Origin of the sequence: Aeromonas sobria, assembly GCF_000820145.1 — a bacterium.
GTDB classification, from domain to species: Bacteria; Pseudomonadota; Gammaproteobacteria; order Enterobacterales; family Aeromonadaceae; genus Aeromonas; species Aeromonas sobria.
Window position 1 is genome coordinate 24,213 of sequence record NZ_CDBW01000044.1, and the last position, 20,860, is coordinate 45,072.

Sequence of the window (20,860 nt, forward strand, 5' to 3'; positions counted from 1 at the left end):
CCGAAGCGCCCCATGGAACACACCACATAAAGTCGGCCTCAAAAAGGCCACCACCCTATCAGGGGTGCTGAATGATCAGACTGTGGTTATCCAGCATGCTCTGCAGCACATCGTGGGACGAGTTACTGGCCAGATGCCAGCTGCTCAAGTCCACATCCTTCAGGGTGATCTGCTGGGTTACCTGCCCATCCCCTGCCGGTGCCACCGAGAGACTCACATCACTGAGACCATGATTGCCGGTCGTCACTGACGCCGAGAGGTTATTCAGCAGACTTTCGACGCTGGCTCCCGGGCCACCCTGCAGCATGTCGGCCAGATCGATCTTGTCCCCCTGCTCCGGGTGGAAGTCGGTGATGGTATCGATCGCGGGCTGCCCCTGACTCCCCTCATCCCCGTGCTGCCAAACGAAGAGATCGCTGCCAGCCCCGCCGGTGAGGATGTCATTGCCATGGCCCCCCAGCAGACGGTCATCACCGGCGGAGCCAAACAGCCAATCCCCCTGATCGGAACCGACCAGCTCATGACCACTCTGGCCGTGCACCGTGATGGTATCAAGGGGCGTGCTAACGGTTGAACCGCCAACACTCGACTCGGCACTGATCCCCAGCACATGGTCACCCGCGCCAAAACCGCTGAAGAAGAGCGGAGCCGAGTGATCGGCCGGGATCAGCCACTCGCCATTGCCATCGGCATGACCGACGCTCTGGCCATGCTCGTCCTGCACCTGCGCCCCATCCAGACCACTGATGCGGATGGAGAGCTCGCCGGTTGCCGGATTGACCACGCTGGCGTTGATGCCAAGGGGGATAACGGCCCCCTGCAAGGTATGGAACGCCTGCTGATCCACCGTCAGACTCGGCATATCTGGCTCGGCCGTGACCGTGATGGCCACCTGATCGGTATCACTCTTCGCCCCGCCTGCGCCGCTGTTGCCTTGATCAGAGGTGGTGACGGTGAGCATGTCCTGCCCCCAGAAATCTTTGGCCGGTTCATAGTGCAGGTTACTTGCCAGCAACTGGTTGAGATCAGCCAGCGACCCCACCAGGGAGATCTCGCTGTTACCCGCATAGCTGACCGAAATACCGCTCGCGACAGTGCCCAGCAGGGTCAGGGCACCATGCTCGACCCGCAGCACCATGGAGACTGGCGCACTGCCTGCATCCACATCCTTCACACTGACGCCGGAGAGCGACAGGGAGCCATCCTCCTTCACCGTCATGCTGCCAGGCAGCTGATTGACCGGGGCATCGTTGACCGGCTGTACTTCGATGGCTACCACGTCGGTATCGCTCAGCGCGCCGCCGCTACCACTATTGCCAAGATCATTGGTCACCATAGTGAGCTGATCCTGACCATTGAAGTCCTGCTCACCCTGATAGGTCACCCCACCGGACAGCAGCGCATTGATGGCATCCAGCGACCCGCTGAGCACCAGCATCCCGCTACCGTTGCCGGTCACCGTCACCCCGCTGCCCGCCACCAGATTGAGGGTGCCGTGCGCCACCGAGAGGCGTACCTCGATGGGGCTGCTGCCCGCATCCACATCCTTCACCTGTAGGCCGTGAATGGTATACGGCTGATCTTCCTGCGCCACCAGCGGCGCAGTTGGCAGCTGATTGATCGGCGCATCGTTGACCGGCTGCACCTCGATGGGCAGCACATCGGTATCGCTGAGCGCCCCGCCACTACCGGTATTCCCCTGATCGTTGGTGACCATGGTCAGGGCGTCACTGCCGTGGAAATCACTGTTGCCCTGATAGGTCACCCCACCAGAGAGCAAGACATTGAGAGCGGCCAGCGTGCCGGTCAGCACCAGAGAACCGGTACCGTTGCCGACCACAGTCACGCCGCTGCCAGCCGGCAGCGTCAGGGTGCCATGCTCCACCGACAGGGTGATCTTGATGGGGCTGCTGCCCGCATCCACATCTTTCACCTGCAAACCCTGGATGACGAAAGGCTGATCTTCCTGCGCGACCTGAGGGGTCGTTGGCAATACGTTAATGGGCGCATCGTTGACCGGGCTCACATCCACATGGATGGTGCCATTGACCACAGGGCCAAGGGCGCCGTTGTCGAGGCTCTGAGCGGTGATCTTGAGATCCAGAGCACCGTTGGCATCATTGGTCACCAGCTCGACAGCGCCAAGCTTGCCACCCTCGGTGGTGACCTGCCAGCGACCGCCACCCAGATCAACAACCGTCCCCACTACGCCGTTTGGCAAGCGGATATGGGCGCCATCATGCACCCCTTCGATGGTGACCCGCACCTGCTCGGGCTTGTTCTCATGCACATTACCCGCATTGCCGCCGGTTGGTTGGGTATCCCGGGTCTCGAGCCCCAGATCCAGGGTGATCACATCCCCCTCAGTGCCGCTCGCCTGATCCTGAATATCGGCGATGATGGTATCCCCCACCGGCGTCACTGTGACGGTAAAGCTGCCACTGGTTTCGAGCGGAATGGTGAGCCCCTTGTCCAGGGTAAAGGCACTCAACGACAGCTCCACGCTGCCGCTGAAGTCCGCTGGCGGGATCAGGGTCAGCTTGGAGAAATCGGTCCCCACCGGGATCTGCCAGACGCCGCCGCCATTGTTGACCGCCGGAGCCGACAGGGTGAAGCCATCCGGGACCCCCTTGATCTGCAGCGCGACGATCTGCTCGGAGCCATCGTTGTCGATAAGGGTTGCGCCAAATCCGGCAAGGTTGACCGTGCCATCCTCACTCCCCGTGACACTGTGCACCGTGAGCTGGGCCGGATCGTTGACCGGTTTAATCTCAAATTCTGCATGCCCGTTCCAGCTAGCTTGCGCCGTGCCGGTGGTGGCGGTATCCAGAATATCGACCTGGATATCGAGCGGCACCTTGCCGCTAAAGTGCTCTTTGGGCACAAACACCAGATCTTTAAGCGCCACCATGTCAGTCACTATCAGGGTGTTGACCGGCTGGCCGCTGCCATCAAGGAAGTAACCATATTTTGCATCCACCGTGATGATGACCCGATCCACGGTTTCAAGACCACCATTGGCGATGGAGGTGCTGATGTCGGCCAGTTTCACCGAGAGATCGAGGTGGATCTCGCTATCTTCCAGATTGTCCGGCTGACCATCCCCATTCAGATCCTTGACCTGCAGCGTCAGCTCGGGCTGACCATCCTGACCACCGTTGATATCCACTTCGGGGGTGATGGAGAGAGTGACTTGCTTCTCGACTGTCTTGGTATCACCGCTCACCGTATCGGTGTTGACCAACCGCACATTGAAATGCAGGCTGTCACCGGCATAATCCGTCGGCAGAGTCAGGGTCAGCTTGTCGAGATCACTGAGGCCCCCCGGCAGCTTGATCAGATACTCGCCATTGACGAAGTCATAGGTCAGCCCCTGTACATTCACCCCGGCTGGCAGGCCGGTAATCACGATGCTGAGCTCGTCGTCAGCAATGTCTGCAGTCCCCAAGGTCACCATGCTCTTGAGCTGGGTGCCAAAGTTGACGCTATGATCTTCCACCCCGGTGATGGGGCTGGTGTTGTCGAAATCGACGTCGGCCGCAATTTGCCCGGAGTTGGTCGAGCCATTAAACTCGGCGTGGACGGTCAGCTCCCGATACACTGGCGCGCTGACATCCCCCTCGTTGTTGTCACCCAGATCAATCACTTTGGCGCTGACCTTGAATGTAACGGTACCACCAGGATAACCATCGGGAGCGTGTAAAGAATAATTGCCTAGCGAGCTACTCGGTACAGTCCAGTTGCCATTACCATCGTTGATCCCCCCCACCACCACGAAGCCGGGTGGCAGATCGCTTATTACCAGATAATCGATGGTCTCGACGCTACTGGGATCACGATCGTCAAACACAAAGACACCGTTCAGCGGAATGTCATCTCCATCTGTACTGACCAGAGGCTTCCCAACTTGCATCAGATTGCCATCGGGCTCTACCACAGCCTGGATATCCACCTGCAGCTGACCATCAATCACCTTGTTAACCACCACAGTGGAATCCACGTCCTGCTGGGTCACGGTGACATGACTCTTGATGGTAGTATCCCGGTCGCTATCTTCTGGCGCTTTCACCAGCAGCTGGCCGCCGTTTAACAAGCGCTGCAGATCTGTGTCACTCAAGTCCACCGTACCGCTGTTCACAGTGAGCGGGGTCTCGACCCCACCCACCCGGATCCAGATCTCGTAACCGGATTCGATGCCTGAGAGAGTGAGGTGTGTCACCTTCTCGGCGCCATCGCTCAGCACCGGATGCCAGTCCAGCACCACAAACTGATCTTCAAGGCCATGGCTGGTATTGCTGTAGTTGGTCGCATCGATCTCCGGCTCAACCTTGATATGCAGGGGCACCTCAAAGCTCTTGTGATCACCATCGTTCTCGGTCACCACCACCTTGGCGATCAGGTTCAAATCCGCCGTGCTGTTATGGGGAGGCTGGATCACCAGATTGCCTAGCTCTTTAATATCGACCTGATAGGTGGGCTTGCCATGGGCGTCGAGTCCGGCAAAGGTGGGCATCAACTCATTCCCTTTACCATCAAACACCTTGGCCCCTTCCGGCAGACCACTCAGCACCAGGTTAAGGCTTTCCGAGGTGTCTAATGGGGTATCGGCCAGTTCACCGGAAACCAGCTTGAAGTTGAGCGGCGCCTGACCATCTTCTGCCACCGTGATGCTGTAGCCTTTGCCAATACCTTCATGGGTCCAGTCGGTACCATTGAGGATAAAGTCCGGTCTATCGACCACCCCCACCAGATCCACATGAATGGTCTGGGAGCCCGTCTCCTTTTCGTTCACCACGGTATGGGTCTGGCCGTTGGCATCGGTCAATGTCGCCGTGTCTTTCACCACCCCCTTGATGGTCAGATCGAAATCGACGTTGCTGTTTTTAGGTGGTTGCAGCTTGAGTTCGCCAATGCGATCAAAAGGAACCTCATAGTAACCAGCTATGTTCTGTGCAACGGCGGAACCACCCAGCAACAAGGTTGCACCGTCAGGCAGGCCACTGATGCGGACAAACATCTGCTCGGAGCCATCGAGTTTGTCACCCAGATGAGCAAGGGCGATCTTGCTGCCCAGATCGAGCAGGGTGTCTTCCTTGCCCTGAATGTCACGAATGGTCAGCTTGGCGTCATCCGCCACAGGATTGACGTTGATCACCAGCTCAATCTTGTCTCCCTGCGCCGTACCCTGACCCGGAGCGATCGGGTTCTGCTCCGTGCTGATCGGGGTCACCGACAGCTTGATGTCACCACTGAAATCCTTGCCCGGAACCACGGTCACCTTGTTAATGTCACTGGCAGAGACGGTGTAGAGTCCGCTGGCGTTTGGCTTGAGTTCAACCCCGTTGAGCATGAGCGTGCCCTTGCCCGACTCCCACTTGATCTGGTAGCTCAGGGTTTCTGATCCATCAGTGTCGGTGAGCGCAGCCTTCACATTGAGCGCTATACCCGTGCAGTCCTCATTAATGCTGTAGTGCTGATTCGTGCTCGCCCCATCCCAGAGCGGCTTGTCGGCAATGCCCTCTACCGTAATGTCCAGATTGCCGGTCAACACCGGGGGCTTGTTCCCCTCGGTGACGCCCACCTGTAATTGCACCGGGAAGCGCAGCGCGCTGCCCCCGTTGTTGTAGCTCGAGTAGTCGTGATTTGGTACGAAGGTGACGCCGGTCAGCTGGAACTTGTCGTTGGTATTGGCCACCGCCACCATGGCCTCTGGCGGCACCTGATACCAGGTCTTGCCACCCTGGGAGATGGTGGTCAGTGCGACACCGTTGAAATAGAAGATGCCTTGGGCATTGGCCGGTGCCTGGATAAGCAACTGCTCCACATGCTCGCCCCGATCGAAGTCGCCTATATCCAGGTTCATGGTGATGGGGATCCCCTGGCCGGAATTGGTCGCCCCCGCATCTTCCTGACCGGTGACAGCGCTCACGGTGAGCGTGCCAGCCTCGTCCCGGATGGTCAGGGTCAGGACCCCATCATCAGTATCTCGGTCCCCGTCCACCAGATGAAATTCAATCTGCTGCATCAGCGTGGTGTTGCTGTGATCGATGCCCGATTTGGAGGTAAAGCTGTAGGTACCCTCGGCATTGATCACCAGAGTGCCGATGACCTGCCCTGTGCTGTCTGCCACCGCGATGGTGGTGTTGCCAGTAGCCGCGATGGGGTGTTCGATACCATTGATGGTCACCGATTTCACCACCGCATCGTCCGCCCCTTCGTTAGCGGTGGCCAGCAGATCGCCGGTCACTTTCGCACCTTCATCAAGGGCCTGGCTCGCATCAACCGCAAGGGGCACATCATCCTGCACGCTCACATGGCCAATCACTTCGGCACTGAGGTCTCCGTCACGGTCCAATGCCTGTAGCGGCAACTTAATGTCCAGCAGATCCTTGCCTTGGGCGCTGTGATCCAGATTGCCGATCAACTTGAAGGTATAACGACCGGAGACATCCAAAGTCAGCTTGAAGATAACCTTGCCTGCGCTGTCTTTGCCAAGATACACACCCGGCAGGCTGTCTGCGCCGATGCTGACAGCCTTCCCCCCCGAGGTGAGCGCGTTGAGGGCGTTGAAGCGGGCCACATCCAGTTGCAGAGAAGCCACTCGGTCGCTCCCAGCGGCGATCGTCACCTGGCCTACGGCAACCTCGCCCGTGCCTGAAGGGCTGGAGCCACCATGCTGGCCACTGCCACCATTGAGATCCGACTCCTTGACGGTCACCCCCTCGATGTTGGTGATCACGGGGTCGGCGGCATCGGTGATCACTGCAGTGGTACTGCCGGTGGTCACACTGCCATCGCTATCAGTGACCTTGACTGGCAAAGTCAACTCCAGCTTGTTGTCGGCACCGTGATCCAGGTTGGTATGCACAGTCACCTGATAACCGATCTCTGCGCTGGTATGAGCGGCGATGCTGGCGGGCACAGTGGGGATGGAGACCGTCATCACTACCAGACCACCGCTGGTCACCGCCTGGAAGGTGTGACCATCGATGCCAACCGCTTTCCAGGTCAGGGTTTCGCCGTTATGGGTAATTGCCTTGCCGCTGGCATCCATGACCTGACCGGAGAGGGTCAGTCGTACATCGGTCACCGGATCCGAGTCAGCCTTGATGGTGATCTTGCCGCTCGCCTACTGGTCATCCACGGCCGAGTTGGCGCCATCGAAGCGCCCTTCATTGAGGGTTACATCGGTCAGGGTGAGTGTCGGTTTCTCCCCTTCCCCAATCTGGATATTGAGGGTGCCGCTGGTGCTGTCGTTGTTACCACCCGCCTTGTCGTAGTCGTTGACGATCACCTTGATGGGCAGCTCGGTCACGGCGTTGCCGCCCTGATGAAGCCCTTGATAAAGGGTGACCTGATAGTCAAACCCGTTCTTGCCCGCCTGATCGAGGCTACCGATCAGCTTGACCTCGAACACCTCGACCCGCTGGCCATCCACCATCACATAGCCCTTGATCAGCTGGCTACCAGGGATGGCGCTATTGCCGTCAACCAGCTCGTATTTGACGCTCTGGCCGAGGGCAGTGAGGACCGGTTGCTGGTTAGCATCGGCAAAGGCTACTTCAACCACCCGATCCGACCCGGCTTGCACATCGAAGTGACCGGTTTGGCTCAAGCTGTTGCTGCCAGTGAGGTTCCCCTCATCCAGGGTCACGCCAGCGCCCGGGATAAAGCTCGGCGCCTTGCCATCCGCAATGGTGAGCGGCAGCGTGGTGCTCACGCGGTCGCCATCTTTATCGGCCAGGGTGACGGCAAGCGGCAGGTTGACGGATTCATTCCCTTTGTGATCCAGCTCGCCGCTCAGGGTGACCTTGGCGGTGACGCTCCAGTTGCCGTTGTTGTCGACCAGACTCAACTCGGCACGCAGCACCACCTGCCCACCCGCGGTCCCGACCAACTGGCCGTTGGCATCGAGGGAGAAGGTGACCGGATTGCCATGACTGGTCAAGCCGGTCAGGGTGCCCTGAATGGAGGCGATATCAAAGCCAAGGGAGTTGGGGTCGAGGGCATCGCTGCCGTGAGCCACCGAGAAACTCATGGTGCTGACCGCAGCCGTCTCCCCTTGCGCCATCTCGGTGATGGTGGAGCCAGTCACGGCGGAGATGGTCGGATTGGCGCCATCACCCACCGCTACGGTAATGCTGGAAGAGACCTTGTCGCCATCGCTGTCGAGCAGGGTGAAGTCCGCCTTGAGCAGGCTGTCGGCACTGCCCTGATCCAGCGGCTGATGGAGGGTGAAGCTGTATTTGCCATCGTTGCCGAGGGTCAGCTCAAACACCAGCTTGCCATCTGGGGTGAGCCCCTCGATCAGGTGATCGGCCACCGTGATGGTCACGGCCTGCTTGCCCGAGGTGAATCCTTGCAGCCCAGGCTGGTTGGCATCGAAGGTGATGCTGGCCAGCGGATCGCTGCCCGCGGTGATGGCGAGATCGCCGTTAAGAATCTGGCCCTGCTGCCAGTTGCTATCTTCGGTCAAGGTGACCGAGACAGGATTAACCTGCGGCAAGGCACCATCAGTAATGGTGATATTGAGGGTGCCGAGGTTGCTCTTGTCGCCGTCAAAATCGCTGCCTTGTACCTTCAGGCCAAGGTTGAGGCTGTTGGTCGCCTCCGGCTCGTCAAACACCCCTGTCAGGGAGACGCTGTATTTGCCATCCAGCCCGATGGTGACGGTGAGGATCGCATTGCCCTGCCAATCCTTGACGATCAGCTGATTGTCTTTAACCTCATAGGTCGTCGCCTTGCCCTGGCTGGTCAGCCCCGCCAACGCCGGTTGGTTGCTTTCAAAGTTGAGGGAGACCAGACGATCGCTGCCCACCGTCACCGGCAACTGGCCATCGATGCTCTGGTTGCCACCTTCTTGCAGTGCGACCCCCTTGTCGATGCCCAATGCGGGATCACTGCCGTCATTGACGGTCAGCGTCAGGTTGGCGCTGGTGCTGTCGCCATCGATCTCGTTGGTGCTCACCTGCAAACCGAGGGAAAGCGGGGCGCTACCCTGATGATCGAGCGGGCCAGTGAGGGTGACCACCACCCGACCAGCCAGATCGCTGCCCTGCTGCTCCGCCGTCAGCTCGGCGCGCAGCACCTCTACCCGTTTGCCACTGCCATCCAGGTAGTAACCCAACAGGGTGCGATCACCGGCAAATTCGAACGTCAGCGGATGGCCATCACTGCCCAGCCCGGCACCGTTGAGGGTGGCTAGGGTCTGGCTCTGATTGCTGAACACCAGCGAATCCATCAGCAGGGGATCGGCGGTATGTTTGACCACAAAGCGGCTCTCGCCCACCACGGCGGCGCCGTTGGTAAAGGCATCTTCAGTCAGGGGAATGGCCGGGATCTCGAAGCTGGGCGGATTGCTGTCCACCAGATTGATCACCAGCGGCGCCTTCACCAGATCGCCGTCGCTATCGCGATATTCGAGGTTGAACGGCAGGCGCAACCCGTCCTGACCGTGATCCAGACTCTGACTCCAGACGATGCGATAGCTGCCGTCATTGTTGAGGGTCAGAGTGAAGACAGTCGCCCCACCGGCGGTGGCGGTCAGGGTCTGGCCGTTGATGGTGTAGCCAAGGGGCGCGCCGTGGCTGACGAGCCCCAGCCCTTCCAGCGCACTCTGATCAGCGGCGAACTGGACTTGCAGATTGCCATCCTGACCGGCACCGGTATTGAGGCTGCCGGTCGCGGTGAGCGGGCCATCGGCCAATCCCGCTTCGGAGAGCGTCAGAGTCTCGCTCTGACCGATCAGCGGCGCGCCATCGCTGGCACTGTTGCCCGCCAGATCGGTGACGCTGGCACGCACTTCAAAGGATTGATTAATACCGGAAAGATCAAGGTCGCTCACCTGCCAGCGGCCATCCGCCCCCACCAGTGCCGAGGTGGTCAGCAGCGGCTGGCCATTACTGTCGACCAGGGTGATGGTGACGCTCTGACCCGCTTCCACATTGCTGGTGGTGCCGCTCAAGGTGGCACTGCTGTTGCCAAACAGGACAGCGGTATCGAGATCATCGATATCGATGAAGGCCTGGGTATCGACATTGATAACGAGGGTATCGCTGGCACGGTTGCCGGCAATATCCACGGAATTGACCTGAAACTGGTACTGGCCATCGGCCAGGGTCTGCGGCAGCTGATATTGCCAGTTACCGGCGGCATCCACCGTCAGGACGGTGAGCACGCTGCCGCCAAGGCTCAGGGTCACGGTGGCACCGGGCTCCCCCTTCCCTTGCAGCAGCGGGGTATTGTCGCGGGTCAGATCATCGGTCTGACTGGCGCCGCTGTCGCTCTCATCAGCGAGATCGAGGGTAATGGTGGTAATGGTATCGAGCAGAGTCTGGCCGGTGTCGCTGGCATTATTGCCCGCCTGATCCTGGGTATTGGCCACAATCTGCAACGGGCCATCCACCAGTTTGCCGGTCACATCGCCAAAATTGGCTTCCCACACCAGGCCGGGCAGCACCACTGTCGTCACCGTCAGTGAATTGCCCGCCTGATCGATAAGGGTGACGGTGACCGGCTGGCCCACCTCCACGTCCTCCACCACACCACGAATAATGACACCCGCCGCTTCATCGGCGTTGATGATGTTGTCGCTGGTTTGGGGCTCGGTGATGGTGATGGCGGCAAAGAAATCGCGCTCTTCAGCAAACAGCTGCTCGTCACCTGCAGGCTGAACGGCGTGATCAGTATCAAACCCGGCCTCGGCCAGGGTGGCATCGTTGGTACGATCGACCACCACAAAACCACCCGAGCTGGAACCGGCAACACCACCGATATTGCCCGCTGCTGCGGCTGCGTTGCCAGCGGCGGTCTCCTTGAACAGCTCGGTCGGGTCGATACCCTGACGGATCGCCTCTTGCAACGAGGCCAGTTCCGGATCGGCCGGTTGTCCATCAACTGCAGGTGTGGCGGGCTCAGGTTTGGCGGCAACCTCTTGCTCGCCTGCAGGATCACTGCCCGGCTCGGCTAGTTGAAACTGCCCCCCTTGAGCGGTTTGCAGACGGTCCCCCGGCTGCAGCGCCATCCCCACCGTTGCTCGTATGACAGATCCATCTGCACTGATGACAAACACGGAGCCCTCGAGTTGGGTGATCAGTGTGGACTTTTCAATTTGCAACTCAGCCATACAACCTCCAGCAAAACCTTAACCAGCCTCTGCCACTGCACGATAGAGGCACATCTAATGGTTCATCTTACAATCACATGTCAGGACGGGTCTGTTCGATATTTTCGACAAAAGCAGCAATAAACAACCCGAACCTTGCGGCCTATCGGCAGAAACCTCTTTTTCAGGCAGAAAGCGCCTCACAGGAGACCAATCGATGGCCTGAAATGGCCGAAAAACCAGAATTTATATGACAAGTATTGACGCATACATGAGAGTGGGAGCTGTTAGCCTACCTATTTAAACGAACAGCCATCATTACCAGGCTTGCCTGCCACCACCAAACAAAATACGCATAACCATGCAAACCGGAGATCGAGCAACACAAAATACGCATTTATTTTGATGCTATTTATCCCGTTCGAGACCCTGCCCCCTATCTCTCGATGTGAACCGGCCAAATTGACGCAATAACGGCTGCATAGCATGACAACAGGCTGAGATATCAGAAACGTTAACCAGGATCTCATTTCTACACTTTGCTGCTCTGGTCAATTGATCTGCCGCAAAAACCACCACGATAAATCATTATTTACTTTACCAATTTGTTAGCATCTGGCTGGTATATCGCATAGAACACCAAATTTATGCACACATAACAATTAATCGACCTGACAACCATCCAGCGCAGGCCCAGCCCGCACAACGAGATGGCACGGATCAGGCCAGCTCAAGACATTTATCTGGGAGTGATACACGTGGGTTCACAACACAGGCATACCAAACTGGGGCTCGCCGCCCTGCTGCTGACCAGCTGGCTTGGCGCCAGCGGCTGGGCACAGGCTGATGAAGCAACCACCCAGGGCAAGATAGAGGCGCGCAGCGAGCTGTTCGCCAAGGAGCACGCCGATCAGTTCACCAGCTGGCAAACCACCAGCGAGAGCCGGGAGCGCACCGATGCGCTGGCGGAAGATCCCAACATGGTGGTGCTGTGGGGCGGTTACCCCTTCTCCAAGGATTACAACAAGCCGCGCGGTCACTTCTATGCGCTGACCGACGTGCGCGAGACCCTGCGCACCGGCGCCCCCAAGACTGCCGAAGATGGCCCGCTGCCCATGGCCTGCTGGAGCTGCAAAGGCCCGGATGTGGCCCGCGTTATCGACGAAAAAGGCGAGGATGGCTACTTCAAGGGGATGTGGGCAAAAGGTGGGCCGGAAGTAGTCAACACCATCGGCTGCGCCGACTGCCACGACACCGCCTCGAAGGAGTTCAAGGAGGGCAAACCGGCCCTGCACCTCTCCCGCCCCTATGCCGATCGGGCCATGACCGCCATCGGCAAGCCGTTCAAGGATCAGGGGCGCTTTGATCAGCAGTCCCAGGTGTGCGGTCAGTGCCACGTGGAGTACTACTTCAGCGGCCCCACCAAGGCGGTGAAATTCCCCTGGGACAAGGGCACCACGGTTGAGCAGATGGAGGCCTACTATGACGAAATTGGCTTCGCCGACTGGACCCATGCCCTCTCCAGGACCCCCATGCTCAAAGCCCAGCACCCCGAGTACGAAACCTGGCGCGCCGGCATTCACGGCCAGAACAACGTCGCCTGTGTCGACTGCCACATGCCCAAGGTGCAAAACGAGCAGGGCAAGGTCTACACCGATCACAAGGTGGGCAACCCCTTTGATCGCTTCGAGCAGACCTGCCGCAACTGCCACACCCAGAGCAAGGAGATGCTGCAAGGGATCGTCAAGCAGCGCAAAGAGGCGGTGATCGAGATCAAGCTGAAGGTCGAGAAGCAGCTGGTACACGCCCACTTTGAAGCCAAGGCGGCCTGGGATGCCGGTGCCACCGACGCCGAGATGAAGGATATTCTGCAGGACATTCGTCACGCCCAGTGGCGCTGGGACTACGCCATCGCCTCCCACGGGGTGCAGATGCACGCCCCCGAAGTCGCCCTCAAGGTACTTGGCAGCGCGCTGGACAAGGCCGCTGACGCCCGTACCAAGCTGGCGCGCCTGTTGGCCACTAAGGGGATCAGCCACGAGATCGCCATCCCCGACATCTCCACCAAGGAGAAAGCGCAAGCCGCCCTTGGTATGGACATGAAACAGATGAACAGCGACAAGGCCCAGTTCCTCAAGACCACGGTCCCCGCCTGGGATGCCGAGGCCAAAGCGGCCGGACGGCTGGCACAGTAACGGCGCCTGCGGGCCCGGCCCCCAAGTCGGGCCCACAGCGGATGGAGGCTTCCTATGGGTGATTTAACGATGGATTTTTTACGACTGATGCTGATGGCAGCCATGCTGCTCACCAGCCTGCAGGGTCAGGCGGCCGAGACGGCTGCCGCCCCTGTTCCAGCTACACATGAGGTGGAATTTTTACGCAATCCCGACAAGGCCTGCACCGACTGTCACAAGGAGCAGAGCGAGGGGATGCACGGCAAGCATGGTCAGGCGACCAATCCCAACAACCTTAAACCGGTCACCTGCACCAACTGCCACGGCCAGCTCTCCCCCCAGCACAGGGAAGGGGTCAAGGATGTGATGCGCTTCAGTCACAGCCTGAAGGATAAAGAGAGCATCAAACTTTACCCCATCGCCGAGCAGAACGGGGTCTGCATGAGCTGCCACGAGCCCAAACCACTGCGCGAGGCGCTCTGGGCCCACGACGTGCACGCCACCAAGCTCACCTGCACCAGCTGCCACCAGTTGCATCCGGCCAAGGAGCCCATGGTGGGGATCCCGGAAAAATCCCGCATCAAGCTCTGCGTCGACTGCCACAGCAAGCAACATGAGGCCAGCAAGGCCCGGCAGGAGCAGTCCAAACCGGCTACCGGCAAGGAGGCATCATGAGCTGCTCTCGCCGTGACTTTATGGCGGGCATGGGCGCAGGGGCCCTCATCATGATGACGGGGCCTGTTCGTGCCAACACCCGCGCCGGGGCGGCCACCCTCGCCCACAGCCAGACCATCGACGGAGTGCGCTACGGCATGCTCCACGATGAGACGGCCTGCATCGGCTGTACCGCCTGCATGGATGCCTGCCGGGAGGTGAACCAGGTGCCGGAAGGGGTCTCGCGCCTCGAGATCATCCGTTCAGGCCCCATCGGTGAATTTCCCGACGCCGAGTACCGCTTCTTTCGCAAGTCCTGCCAGCACTGCGACAACGCCCCCTGCGTGCATGTCTGCCCCACCGGCGCCTCCCATATCCGCAAGGAGGATGGCATCGTCGATGTCGACGCGGATCTCTGCGTCGGCTGCATGTATTGCCTCGCCGCCTGCCCCTATCAGGTGCGCTTTATCAACCCGGTCACCCGGGTGGCGGACAAGTGCGATTTTTGCCGCAAGACCAATCTGGCGGCGGGCAAGGAGCCGGCGTGCGTGGAATCCTGCCCCACCAAGGCGCTGGTGTTCGGCAATCTGGATGATCCGGGCAGCCCCATCGCCAAACGGCTGGTGAAGGAGACCACCTATCGCTACAAGCAGGCGCTCGGCACCTCGCCCAAGATGTACCGCGTGCCCAAAGGGGAGATAAAGTCATGACGATGCAAGCGGCATTTCACTTCCCCTCCCTTGTCTGGGGATTTGTCCGATCGCCATCTACCGCAGTAACAGAAGGAGGAATGGATCATGTTGCATGACGCATTTCACTTCTCCTCGCTGGTGTGGGACTGGCCCATCGCCATCTATCTGTTCCTGCTCGGCATCTCCGCCGGAGCCACCACCCTCTCGGTTCTGCTGCGCCGCAAGGGGGCCGGCAGCGAGAGCGGCATCATCAAGGCGACCGCCATTCTGGCGCCGGCGAGCGTGATATTGGGGCTGCTGATCCTCATCTTCCATCTGGCCCGCCCCTGGACCTTCTGGAAGCTGATGTTCCACTACCAGTTCGACTCCGTGATGTCGATGGGGGTCATGCTGTTCCAACTCTATATGGTGGTGCTGTTCGCCTGGCTGGCGGTGGTGTTTCGCACCGAGATCGAGACAATGCGCTGCCGGTTGCTGAAAGAGAAGTTCGCTTTTGTGGATGGGCTGATTGGCTGGCTCGCCCGCATCGAGCAGCTACTGGCGCCGCTCTTGTTGCTGCTCGCCGTGCTGCTGGGTGCCTATACCGGCTTTCTGCTCTCGGCGCTCAAGACCTATCCGCTCTTGAACAACCCGGTGCTGCCGGTGCTGTTTCTGGTCTCGGGCATCAGCTCAGGTATCGCCTCCACCATCTTGCTGGCGGTGACGCTCTTCAAGGAGAACCACCACAGCCAGGGGGTGAGCTTCGTGCATCGCTTCGAGCGACCCGTGCTGGCGGTGGAGGTGTTGCTGCTGGTCTGCTTCTTTACCGGCCTCTACTTCGGTGGCGGCCAGAAAGAGGTGGCGATGTGGGCCGCCATCGGCAGCGGCTTCTGGGCTCAGGTGTTCTGGGTCGGGGTGGTGGGCATCGGCATGCTGCTGCCCCAGCTGCTGGCTCTGCTGACCCCCACGCCCCTGCGGGAGCGAAACGGCCATCTGGTGCTGGTCTGCAGCCTGACCCTGGTGGGGATCCTGCTGCTGCGCTACTTCGTGCTTTATGCCGGCCAGATGACTGTAGTTTAAAGGTATGATCACCAGCGCCAGCCGCCTAGGGGCGACTGGCGCCGGTTTGTTGCTGGCCCGATAAATTTCTGGTGATGCCACACACGCTGCTTGGCAATGTTCTCCGCCAAAGGGAGACAACGCGGCGTATGTGCCATGACATGAATGAGATCAAAGATTGAACCTGGAGGTTTTGTGCTGGCAGAGCTTGGCTATCTCTCACTGCTACTGGCAGCGGTACTCTCGCTGCTGCAGGGCTCCTTGCCCTGGCTGGGATTGCGCCTCGCCTCCCCGCTCCTGCTGCGCTGCGCCAAGCCGCTGGCGCTAAGCAATGCCATCCTGCTGGGCGCTGCCCTGCTGCTGCTCGCCAGTTGTTTTGCCCGGGATGATTTTACCGTCAGCTATGTGGCCCAACACGCCAACAGCGCCCTGCCGCTGGGCTTCAAGCTGGCTGCGGTCTGGGGCGGCCATGAAGGATCCATGCTCTTTTTCGTCTTTGCGTTGGGGCTGTGGGGCGCTCTGGTGGCCCTTTGCTCCAAGCGGGTCGATCCGCTGATCACCGCCCGGGTACTAGCTATCATGGGATTGATCGTCGGGCTCTTTGCCCTCTATACCCTGATCTTCTCCAGCCCGTTTGACCGCCAGTTTCCGGGGCCGCTGGAGGGGCGCGATCTCAACCCCATGTTGCAGGATATCGGTCTTATCATTCATCCGCCCCTGCTCTATCTCGGCTACGTCGGCTTTGCGGTCAACTTCGCCTTCGCCATGGCAGCGCTGCACTCAGGCCGGCTCGATGGCGCCGTGGCCCACTGGAGTCGCCCCTGGGCGCTCGGCTCCTGGGTGTTTCTCACTGCCGGTATCGTGCTGGGCTCCTGGTGGGCCTATTACGAGCTGGGCTGGGGCGGCTGGTGGTTCTGGGATCCGGTAGAAAACGCCTCCCTGCTGCCCTGGCTGTTGGGCACAGCCCTGCTGCACGCACTTGTAGTCTGCGAGAAGCGCGGCGCTTACGGCCACGCCGTGTTGTTGCTTTCCATCTTCACCTTCGCCTTGAGCCTGCTCGGCACCTTCGTGGTGCGCTCCGGGGTGCTCACCTCGGTACACGCCTTTGCGGTGGACCCCAGCCGCGGCCTCACCCTGTTGCTGCTACTCGGCTTGCTATTGACCTGCGCCCTCACCCTGTTTGCCCTGCGGGCCGACATTCGCGCCCCCTACGCCCGCTTTGGCTTGCTGTCAGAAGAGGGGCTGCTCGGCGCCGCCATCCTGCTGCTCTGTGTGGCCTGCGCCAGCGTGCTGCTCGGCACCTTCTACCCCATGGTGTTCCAGTCGCTTCATCTGGGCTCCCTCTCGGTGGGCGCCCCCTATTTCAATACCATCTTCGTGCCGCTGGCCCTCTGCCTGATGGGGCTGATGACCCAGCTGCCGCGCCTGCGCTGGCAGCAGCTTGCGGCACATTCCCGACTCAACTCGCTGTTGCCGCCGCTGTTTGGCCTGCTTGGCGGCGGACTCATTAGTCTTGCCTATCTGGAACAGGGAACGTTTTCCGGTAGCTGGAGCGGCATCCTCGCCAATATGGTGAGCCTCTGGCTGGTGACCAGCCTGCTACTCAACACCCCATGGCGCGAGCTGACCCTAAATCGACTCGGCAGTCTGCTGGCCCACCTCGGGGTGGCGGTCTGCGCCCTCGGCATCGCTCAGGTGAGCCACCATAGCCAGGAGGGGGGCACAGTGCTCTCTGCAGAGCGCCCATATCGCCTCGGCGCCCATGAATTTCGCTATGAGGGGAGCGAGCCGGTGATCGGCCCCAACTATACCGCCGAGCGGATCACGCTTAGCGTGCACAAGAACGGTAAAGAGGTAGCTCGGCTGACGCCGGAGCGGCGCCATTACAGCGTTCGCACCATGAACATGAACGAACCGGGCATTGCGTGGGGACTGTTCGGCGATCTCTACGTGGTGCTGGGTGAGAAGATGGGGCCAGATGCCTATACCATGCGGCTGCACTACAAGCCGCTGGTGCGCTGGATCTGGCTCGGCGGCCTGTTGATGATGGCGGGCGGCACCCTGCGCCTGTTCGCCCGTCGCCCCTTGCTTGCCTCCCGTTCCGTTGCGGTTAGCACCTCCCATCACCGGCTCGAACAGGAGGCGTTATGAGATCCCGCCTGCGCCTCTTTGTTCCCCTGCTCGTGACCCTGGGCCTCGGCGCTCTGCTCTGGCTGGGCCTTGGCAACAATCCCTACAGCCAGGATGAGGCTACCCTGGGACGCACCCTGCCTGCGTGGCAAAGCGACAATCTGCTGGGCGGGAGTCAGATCCAGACCGCCAGCCTCAAGGGTGAGCCCTTTGTGCTTAACGTCTGGGCCAGCTGGTGCGTCAACTGCCACGCCGAGCATCCGCTGCTCACCGAGCTGGCGGGCACCGTACCCCTCTACGGTCTCAACTATCGGGACAAGGGGGATGCGGCCCGCGCCTGGCTTATCCAGGCGGGCAACCCCTATCGCGCCGTGCTGGCCGACCCCGACGGCAAACTTGCGCTGGAGCTCGGTGTCTACGGCACGCCGGAGACCTATCTGTTTGACGCCGATGGCGCCCTGCTTGCCCGCCATACCGGCGCGCTCACCAACGAGATCTGGCTACGCCAGTTTGCCCCCCTGCTGGCGCAGGCGCGGGGTGACGTTTTAGCAAGGGAGGCGAGACCATGAAGGGCATGACCTTGCTGCGTTTCTTGCCGCATCTCCTGCTGCTCAGCCTGATTATCTCTTTCACGCCAGCAGCCACGGCCAGCGGGGTCGATACCTATCAGTTTCGCCACCCCGAGCTGCAAAATCGGGCGCAAGAGCTGGCCCGCGCTCTACGCTGCCCCCAGTGCCAGAACCAGAACCTGGTGGAGTCCAACTCCCCCATCGCCCGGGATCTGCGACTCGAAGTCTACCGCTGGGTGGACGAGGGACAGTCTGATGAGCAGGTGATCGCCCGCATGACGGAGCGCTTCGGCGATTTCGTCCGCTACGATCCCCCCTTCAAGGCCAGCACGGCGCTGCTGTGGGGCGGTCCCCTGCTGCTGTTGGGGCTGGCGCTGTTGACCCTGTTTCGCCGCCTGACACGTACGAAAGCGCAGACCATCCCTGTCGTTAAGGCAATCGTTGAGGCCACCCATCAACCCGCCGCCGATCCGCGCAGCGAATTGAATTGGCTGATCATGCACGGGGAGCAGGCAGGCCTCTCCCCCGACCAGCCACTCTACAGGGAGCTGAGCGCCGCCCGCCTGGCCAATGCCATCCCGGCAGCTGAGCTGGCCCTGCGCGCGCAACTGGCTAACCAGCATGACAATCGCGGTCGCAATAACCGGCACGGGCGGGCCTTGTTGCTGCTTGGCATCATGGCATTCGCGGCCGTTGCCGCTGTGTATCTGAGCAGCGGCCGTTATCAGGCGTGGCAGGATTATGCATCCCGTCCCGACCCGCTGGCCAGGTTGAGCCCGCGGGATCTGCAAGACAAGGAGCTGGGGAGTCTGCATCAGAAGCTTCAGCGCAACCCTGCCGATCTCGACAGCTGGGCGGCGCTCGGCCAGCTCTATCTCTATCGGGGCGAGTACGACAACGCCCTGCTCGCCTACCAACGTCTCGCTCTGCTGGAGGGTAGCGCCAGCGCGGCGACCCAGGCCGCGCAAGCCACCGTGCTCTACTATCAGGCGGGCCAGCAGCTGACTCCCGAGGCAACCCGCCTGCTGGAGAGCGCCCTCAAGCAGGACGCGGGGGAAGTGAGCGCCCTGATGCTGCTCGCCTCCGATCACTTTCTGCATGGCCGCTACAGCAAGGCCATCGCCCTTTGGCAGCAACTGCTCGATAGCGAGCGCCCTCGCATCAATCGGGCTGCGCTGATTGAGGCGATTCAGACGGCAAGCATAATGGGCGGGTAACCCCTTGATTGAAGGAGGGTAATCGTGGTGATATGGCGCCGCGACCACGCAAGTGGCTCAGCCCCCTCTTTCAATAGACAAGGATGTCTGGATGCAACTCACCCTGTTAAACGACTCGGGCAAATTCGATGGGCTCGATGACACCATTACGCATGTCTTTGCCGAGACGGCGAACAAATTGAATGCCTTGTTCGATCTCTCCCAACTGGATGTCACCTTCAGCCCTTTTGCCGAGGGGGATGCTCCCGACTCGGGTATCGGTGGCTGGGCCATCAACATGTATCGAATAGAGCTCCAGCTTGATCTGGAACGGCCCGACATCAAAGAGGTGATCATCACCGAATTACCTGCCGTGCTGGCCCACGAAGTCCACCATATCGTGCAAAAGAAGAACAAGGTGACCGCAGAGACACTGGCCGAAAACCTGATTTTTGAAGGGCTGGCCTGCTACTTTGAGCAAAGGTTCAATGGTGGCACACTCCCCTCGCTGTTCAAGGAGTCTCATCACCATGACTGGCAATCGATCCTGGCAGAGATGACGCCCCATCTATCCAGCAAGCAGTTCAACTTTTTAGACTTTTTCTACTGCCGTGATAACCGGCCATTTCCCAAATATGCCGGTTACTGGGTGGGGTTCAATCTGGTGGCCAACTATCTGGCCAAAAGCGGACTGAATGAAATAGAGGTCATGGGCCTACCCGCCGAGGCATATTTCAATTAACACACCTTCACACTGTTCGTGGCGATTACAGAGCCCAAACCCGGAGAGAAGATCATGATCCCCATTCGCTGCAAAGCCGTCTCTGGCGTTGCCCTTACCACTGTCGATGGCGAAACAAAATTGCTGGTGATGAAACGGGTCAAAGGGGGCTTCTGGTGCCATGTGGCGGGCACGGTGGAGGCGGGTGAAACCGGCTGGCAGACCATTATTCGGGAGTTTGGCGAGGAGACGGGGATCAGGGTCACCGAGCTCTACAACGGCCAGTATCTGGAGCAGTTCTACGAGGCGAGCCTGAATACCATTGAGGTGGTGCCGGTCTTTGTGGTCTATTGCCCGCCCAATCAGGCGATTACCCTCAACAATGAGCACACCGACTATCGCTGGTGCACCCTCGCCGAGGCCAAAGCGCTGGTGAGTTTCCCCGGCCAGAAGGCGCTCTACGACCATATCTGGCACCACTTTGTCGACAACGCCCCCTCTCCCCTGATGCGGGTCGATATCCGCTGACCGCGCACGGCTTCCCCCTGTAAATGCAACACGCCCCCGGATGGGGGCGTGTTG

11 protein-coding genes are annotated in these 20,860 nt (G+C 60.1%); 9 read left to right on the forward strand and 2 right to left on the reverse strand.

Annotation, left to right across the window (positions count from 1 at the left end; all coding sequences use genetic code 11):
* Nucleotides 1-58: 58 nt before the first annotated feature.
* Both BN1135_RS22705 and BN1135_RS22710 read right to left on the reverse strand, forming a co-directional pair.
* Nucleotides 59-7,090, reverse strand: coding sequence for a T1SS-143 repeat domain-containing protein (locus BN1135_RS22705; protein ID WP_223290164.1), 7,032 nt, complete (start codon nt 7,088-7,090; stop codon nt 59-61).
* Nucleotides 7,091-7,129: 39 nt separating this feature from the next.
* Entirely contained in the window at nt 7,130-11,125 is a 3,996-nt protein-coding gene (locus BN1135_RS22710) for a retention module-containing protein (protein ID WP_223290165.1), read from the reverse strand.
* A 689-nt stretch (nt 11,126-11,814) separates the two neighbouring features.
* Here BN1135_RS22710 and nrfA point away from each other — a divergent pair.
* The 9 genes from nrfA (at nt 11,815) to BN1135_RS18645 (ending at nt 20,806) form a co-directional block, all read left to right on the forward strand.
* Nucleotides 11,815-13,299 (forward strand): ammonia-forming nitrite reductase cytochrome c552 subunit, encoded by a 1,485-nt coding sequence (gene nrfA, locus BN1135_RS18605; protein ID WP_244830275.1) that lies wholly within the window; start codon nt 11,815-11,817, stop codon nt 13,297-13,299.
* Between the two features lie 54 nt (nt 13,300-13,353).
* Nucleotides 13,354-13,953, forward strand: coding sequence for a cytochrome c nitrite reductase pentaheme subunit (gene nrfB, locus BN1135_RS18610; protein ID WP_042023710.1), 600 nt, complete (start codon nt 13,354-13,356; stop codon nt 13,951-13,953).
* A complete protein-coding gene (gene nrfC, locus BN1135_RS18615) occupies nt 13,950-14,642 on the forward strand; it encodes a cytochrome c nitrite reductase Fe-S protein (protein ID WP_042023712.1) in 693 nt (230 codons plus the stop codon). Before nrfB ends, nrfC begins: the two co-directional genes overlap by 4 nt.
* A gap of 87 nt (nt 14,643-14,729) precedes the next feature.
* Complete coding sequence (nrfD, locus tag BN1135_RS18620) at nt 14,730-15,683, forward strand: cytochrome c nitrite reductase subunit NrfD (protein WP_042023715.1); 954 nt, start codon at nt 14,730-14,732, stop codon at nt 15,681-15,683.
* Nucleotides 15,684-15,857: 174 nt separating this feature from the next.
* Nucleotides 15,858-17,813, forward strand: a complete 1,956-nt coding sequence (gene nrfE / locus BN1135_RS18625; protein WP_042023717.1) for a heme lyase NrfEFG subunit NrfE — start codon at nt 15,858-15,860, stop codon at nt 17,811-17,813.
* On the forward strand, nt 17,810-18,361 hold the full coding sequence (locus BN1135_RS18630) for a DsbE family thiol:disulfide interchange protein (protein WP_042023719.1): 552 nt from the start codon (nt 17,810-17,812) through the stop codon (nt 18,359-18,361). The genes nrfE and BN1135_RS18630 overlap by 4 nt, the downstream gene beginning before the upstream one ends.
* On the forward strand, nt 18,358-19,578 hold the full coding sequence (gene nrfF / locus BN1135_RS18635) for a heme lyase NrfEFG subunit NrfF (protein ID WP_042023722.1): 1,221 nt from the start codon (nt 18,358-18,360) through the stop codon (nt 19,576-19,578). The genes BN1135_RS18630 and nrfF overlap by 4 nt, the downstream gene beginning before the upstream one ends.
* Nucleotides 19,579-19,669: 91 nt before the next feature.
* Nucleotides 19,670-20,299 carry a DUF2268 domain-containing putative Zn-dependent protease gene (locus tag BN1135_RS18640; RefSeq protein ID WP_042023724.1) on the forward strand — a complete coding sequence of 210 codons (630 nt, stop codon included), beginning with the start codon at nt 19,670-19,672 and terminating at the stop codon, nt 20,297-20,299.
* A 54-nt stretch (nt 20,300-20,353) separates the two neighbouring features.
* Nucleotides 20,354-20,806: an NUDIX hydrolase gene (locus BN1135_RS18645; protein ID WP_042023725.1), complete on the forward strand. Its 453-nt coding sequence runs from the start codon at nt 20,354-20,356 to the stop codon at nt 20,804-20,806.
* Nucleotides 20,807-20,860 lie beyond the last annotated feature (54 nt).

Coding starts and splice junctions, on each gene's coding strand:
- BN1135_RS22710 (WP_223290165.1), bottom strand. CDS start 11,125: ATGGCTGAGTTGCAAATTGAAAAGTCCACACTGATCACCCAACTCGAG.
- nrfB (WP_042023710.1), top strand. CDS start 13,354: ATGGGTGATTTAACGATGGATTTTTTACGACTGATGCTGATGGCAGCC.
- nrfD (WP_042023715.1), top strand. CDS start 14,730: ATGTTGCATGACGCATTTCACTTCTCCTCGCTGGTGTGGGACTGGCCC.
- nrfC (WP_042023712.1), top strand. CDS start 13,950: ATGAGCTGCTCTCGCCGTGACTTTATGGCGGGCATGGGCGCAGGGGCC.
- BN1135_RS18645 (WP_042023725.1), top strand. CDS start 20,354: ATGATCCCCATTCGCTGCAAAGCCGTCTCTGGCGTTGCCCTTACCACT.
- nrfA (WP_244830275.1), top strand. CDS start 11,815: ATGGCACGGATCAGGCCAGCTCAAGACATTTATCTGGGAGTGATACAC.
- BN1135_RS18640 (WP_042023724.1), top strand. CDS start 19,670: ATGCAACTCACCCTGTTAAACGACTCGGGCAAATTCGATGGGCTCGAT.
- nrfF (WP_042023722.1), top strand. CDS start 18,358: ATGAAGGGCATGACCTTGCTGCGTTTCTTGCCGCATCTCCTGCTGCTC.
- BN1135_RS18630 (WP_042023719.1), top strand. CDS start 17,810: ATGAGATCCCGCCTGCGCCTCTTTGTTCCCCTGCTCGTGACCCTGGGC.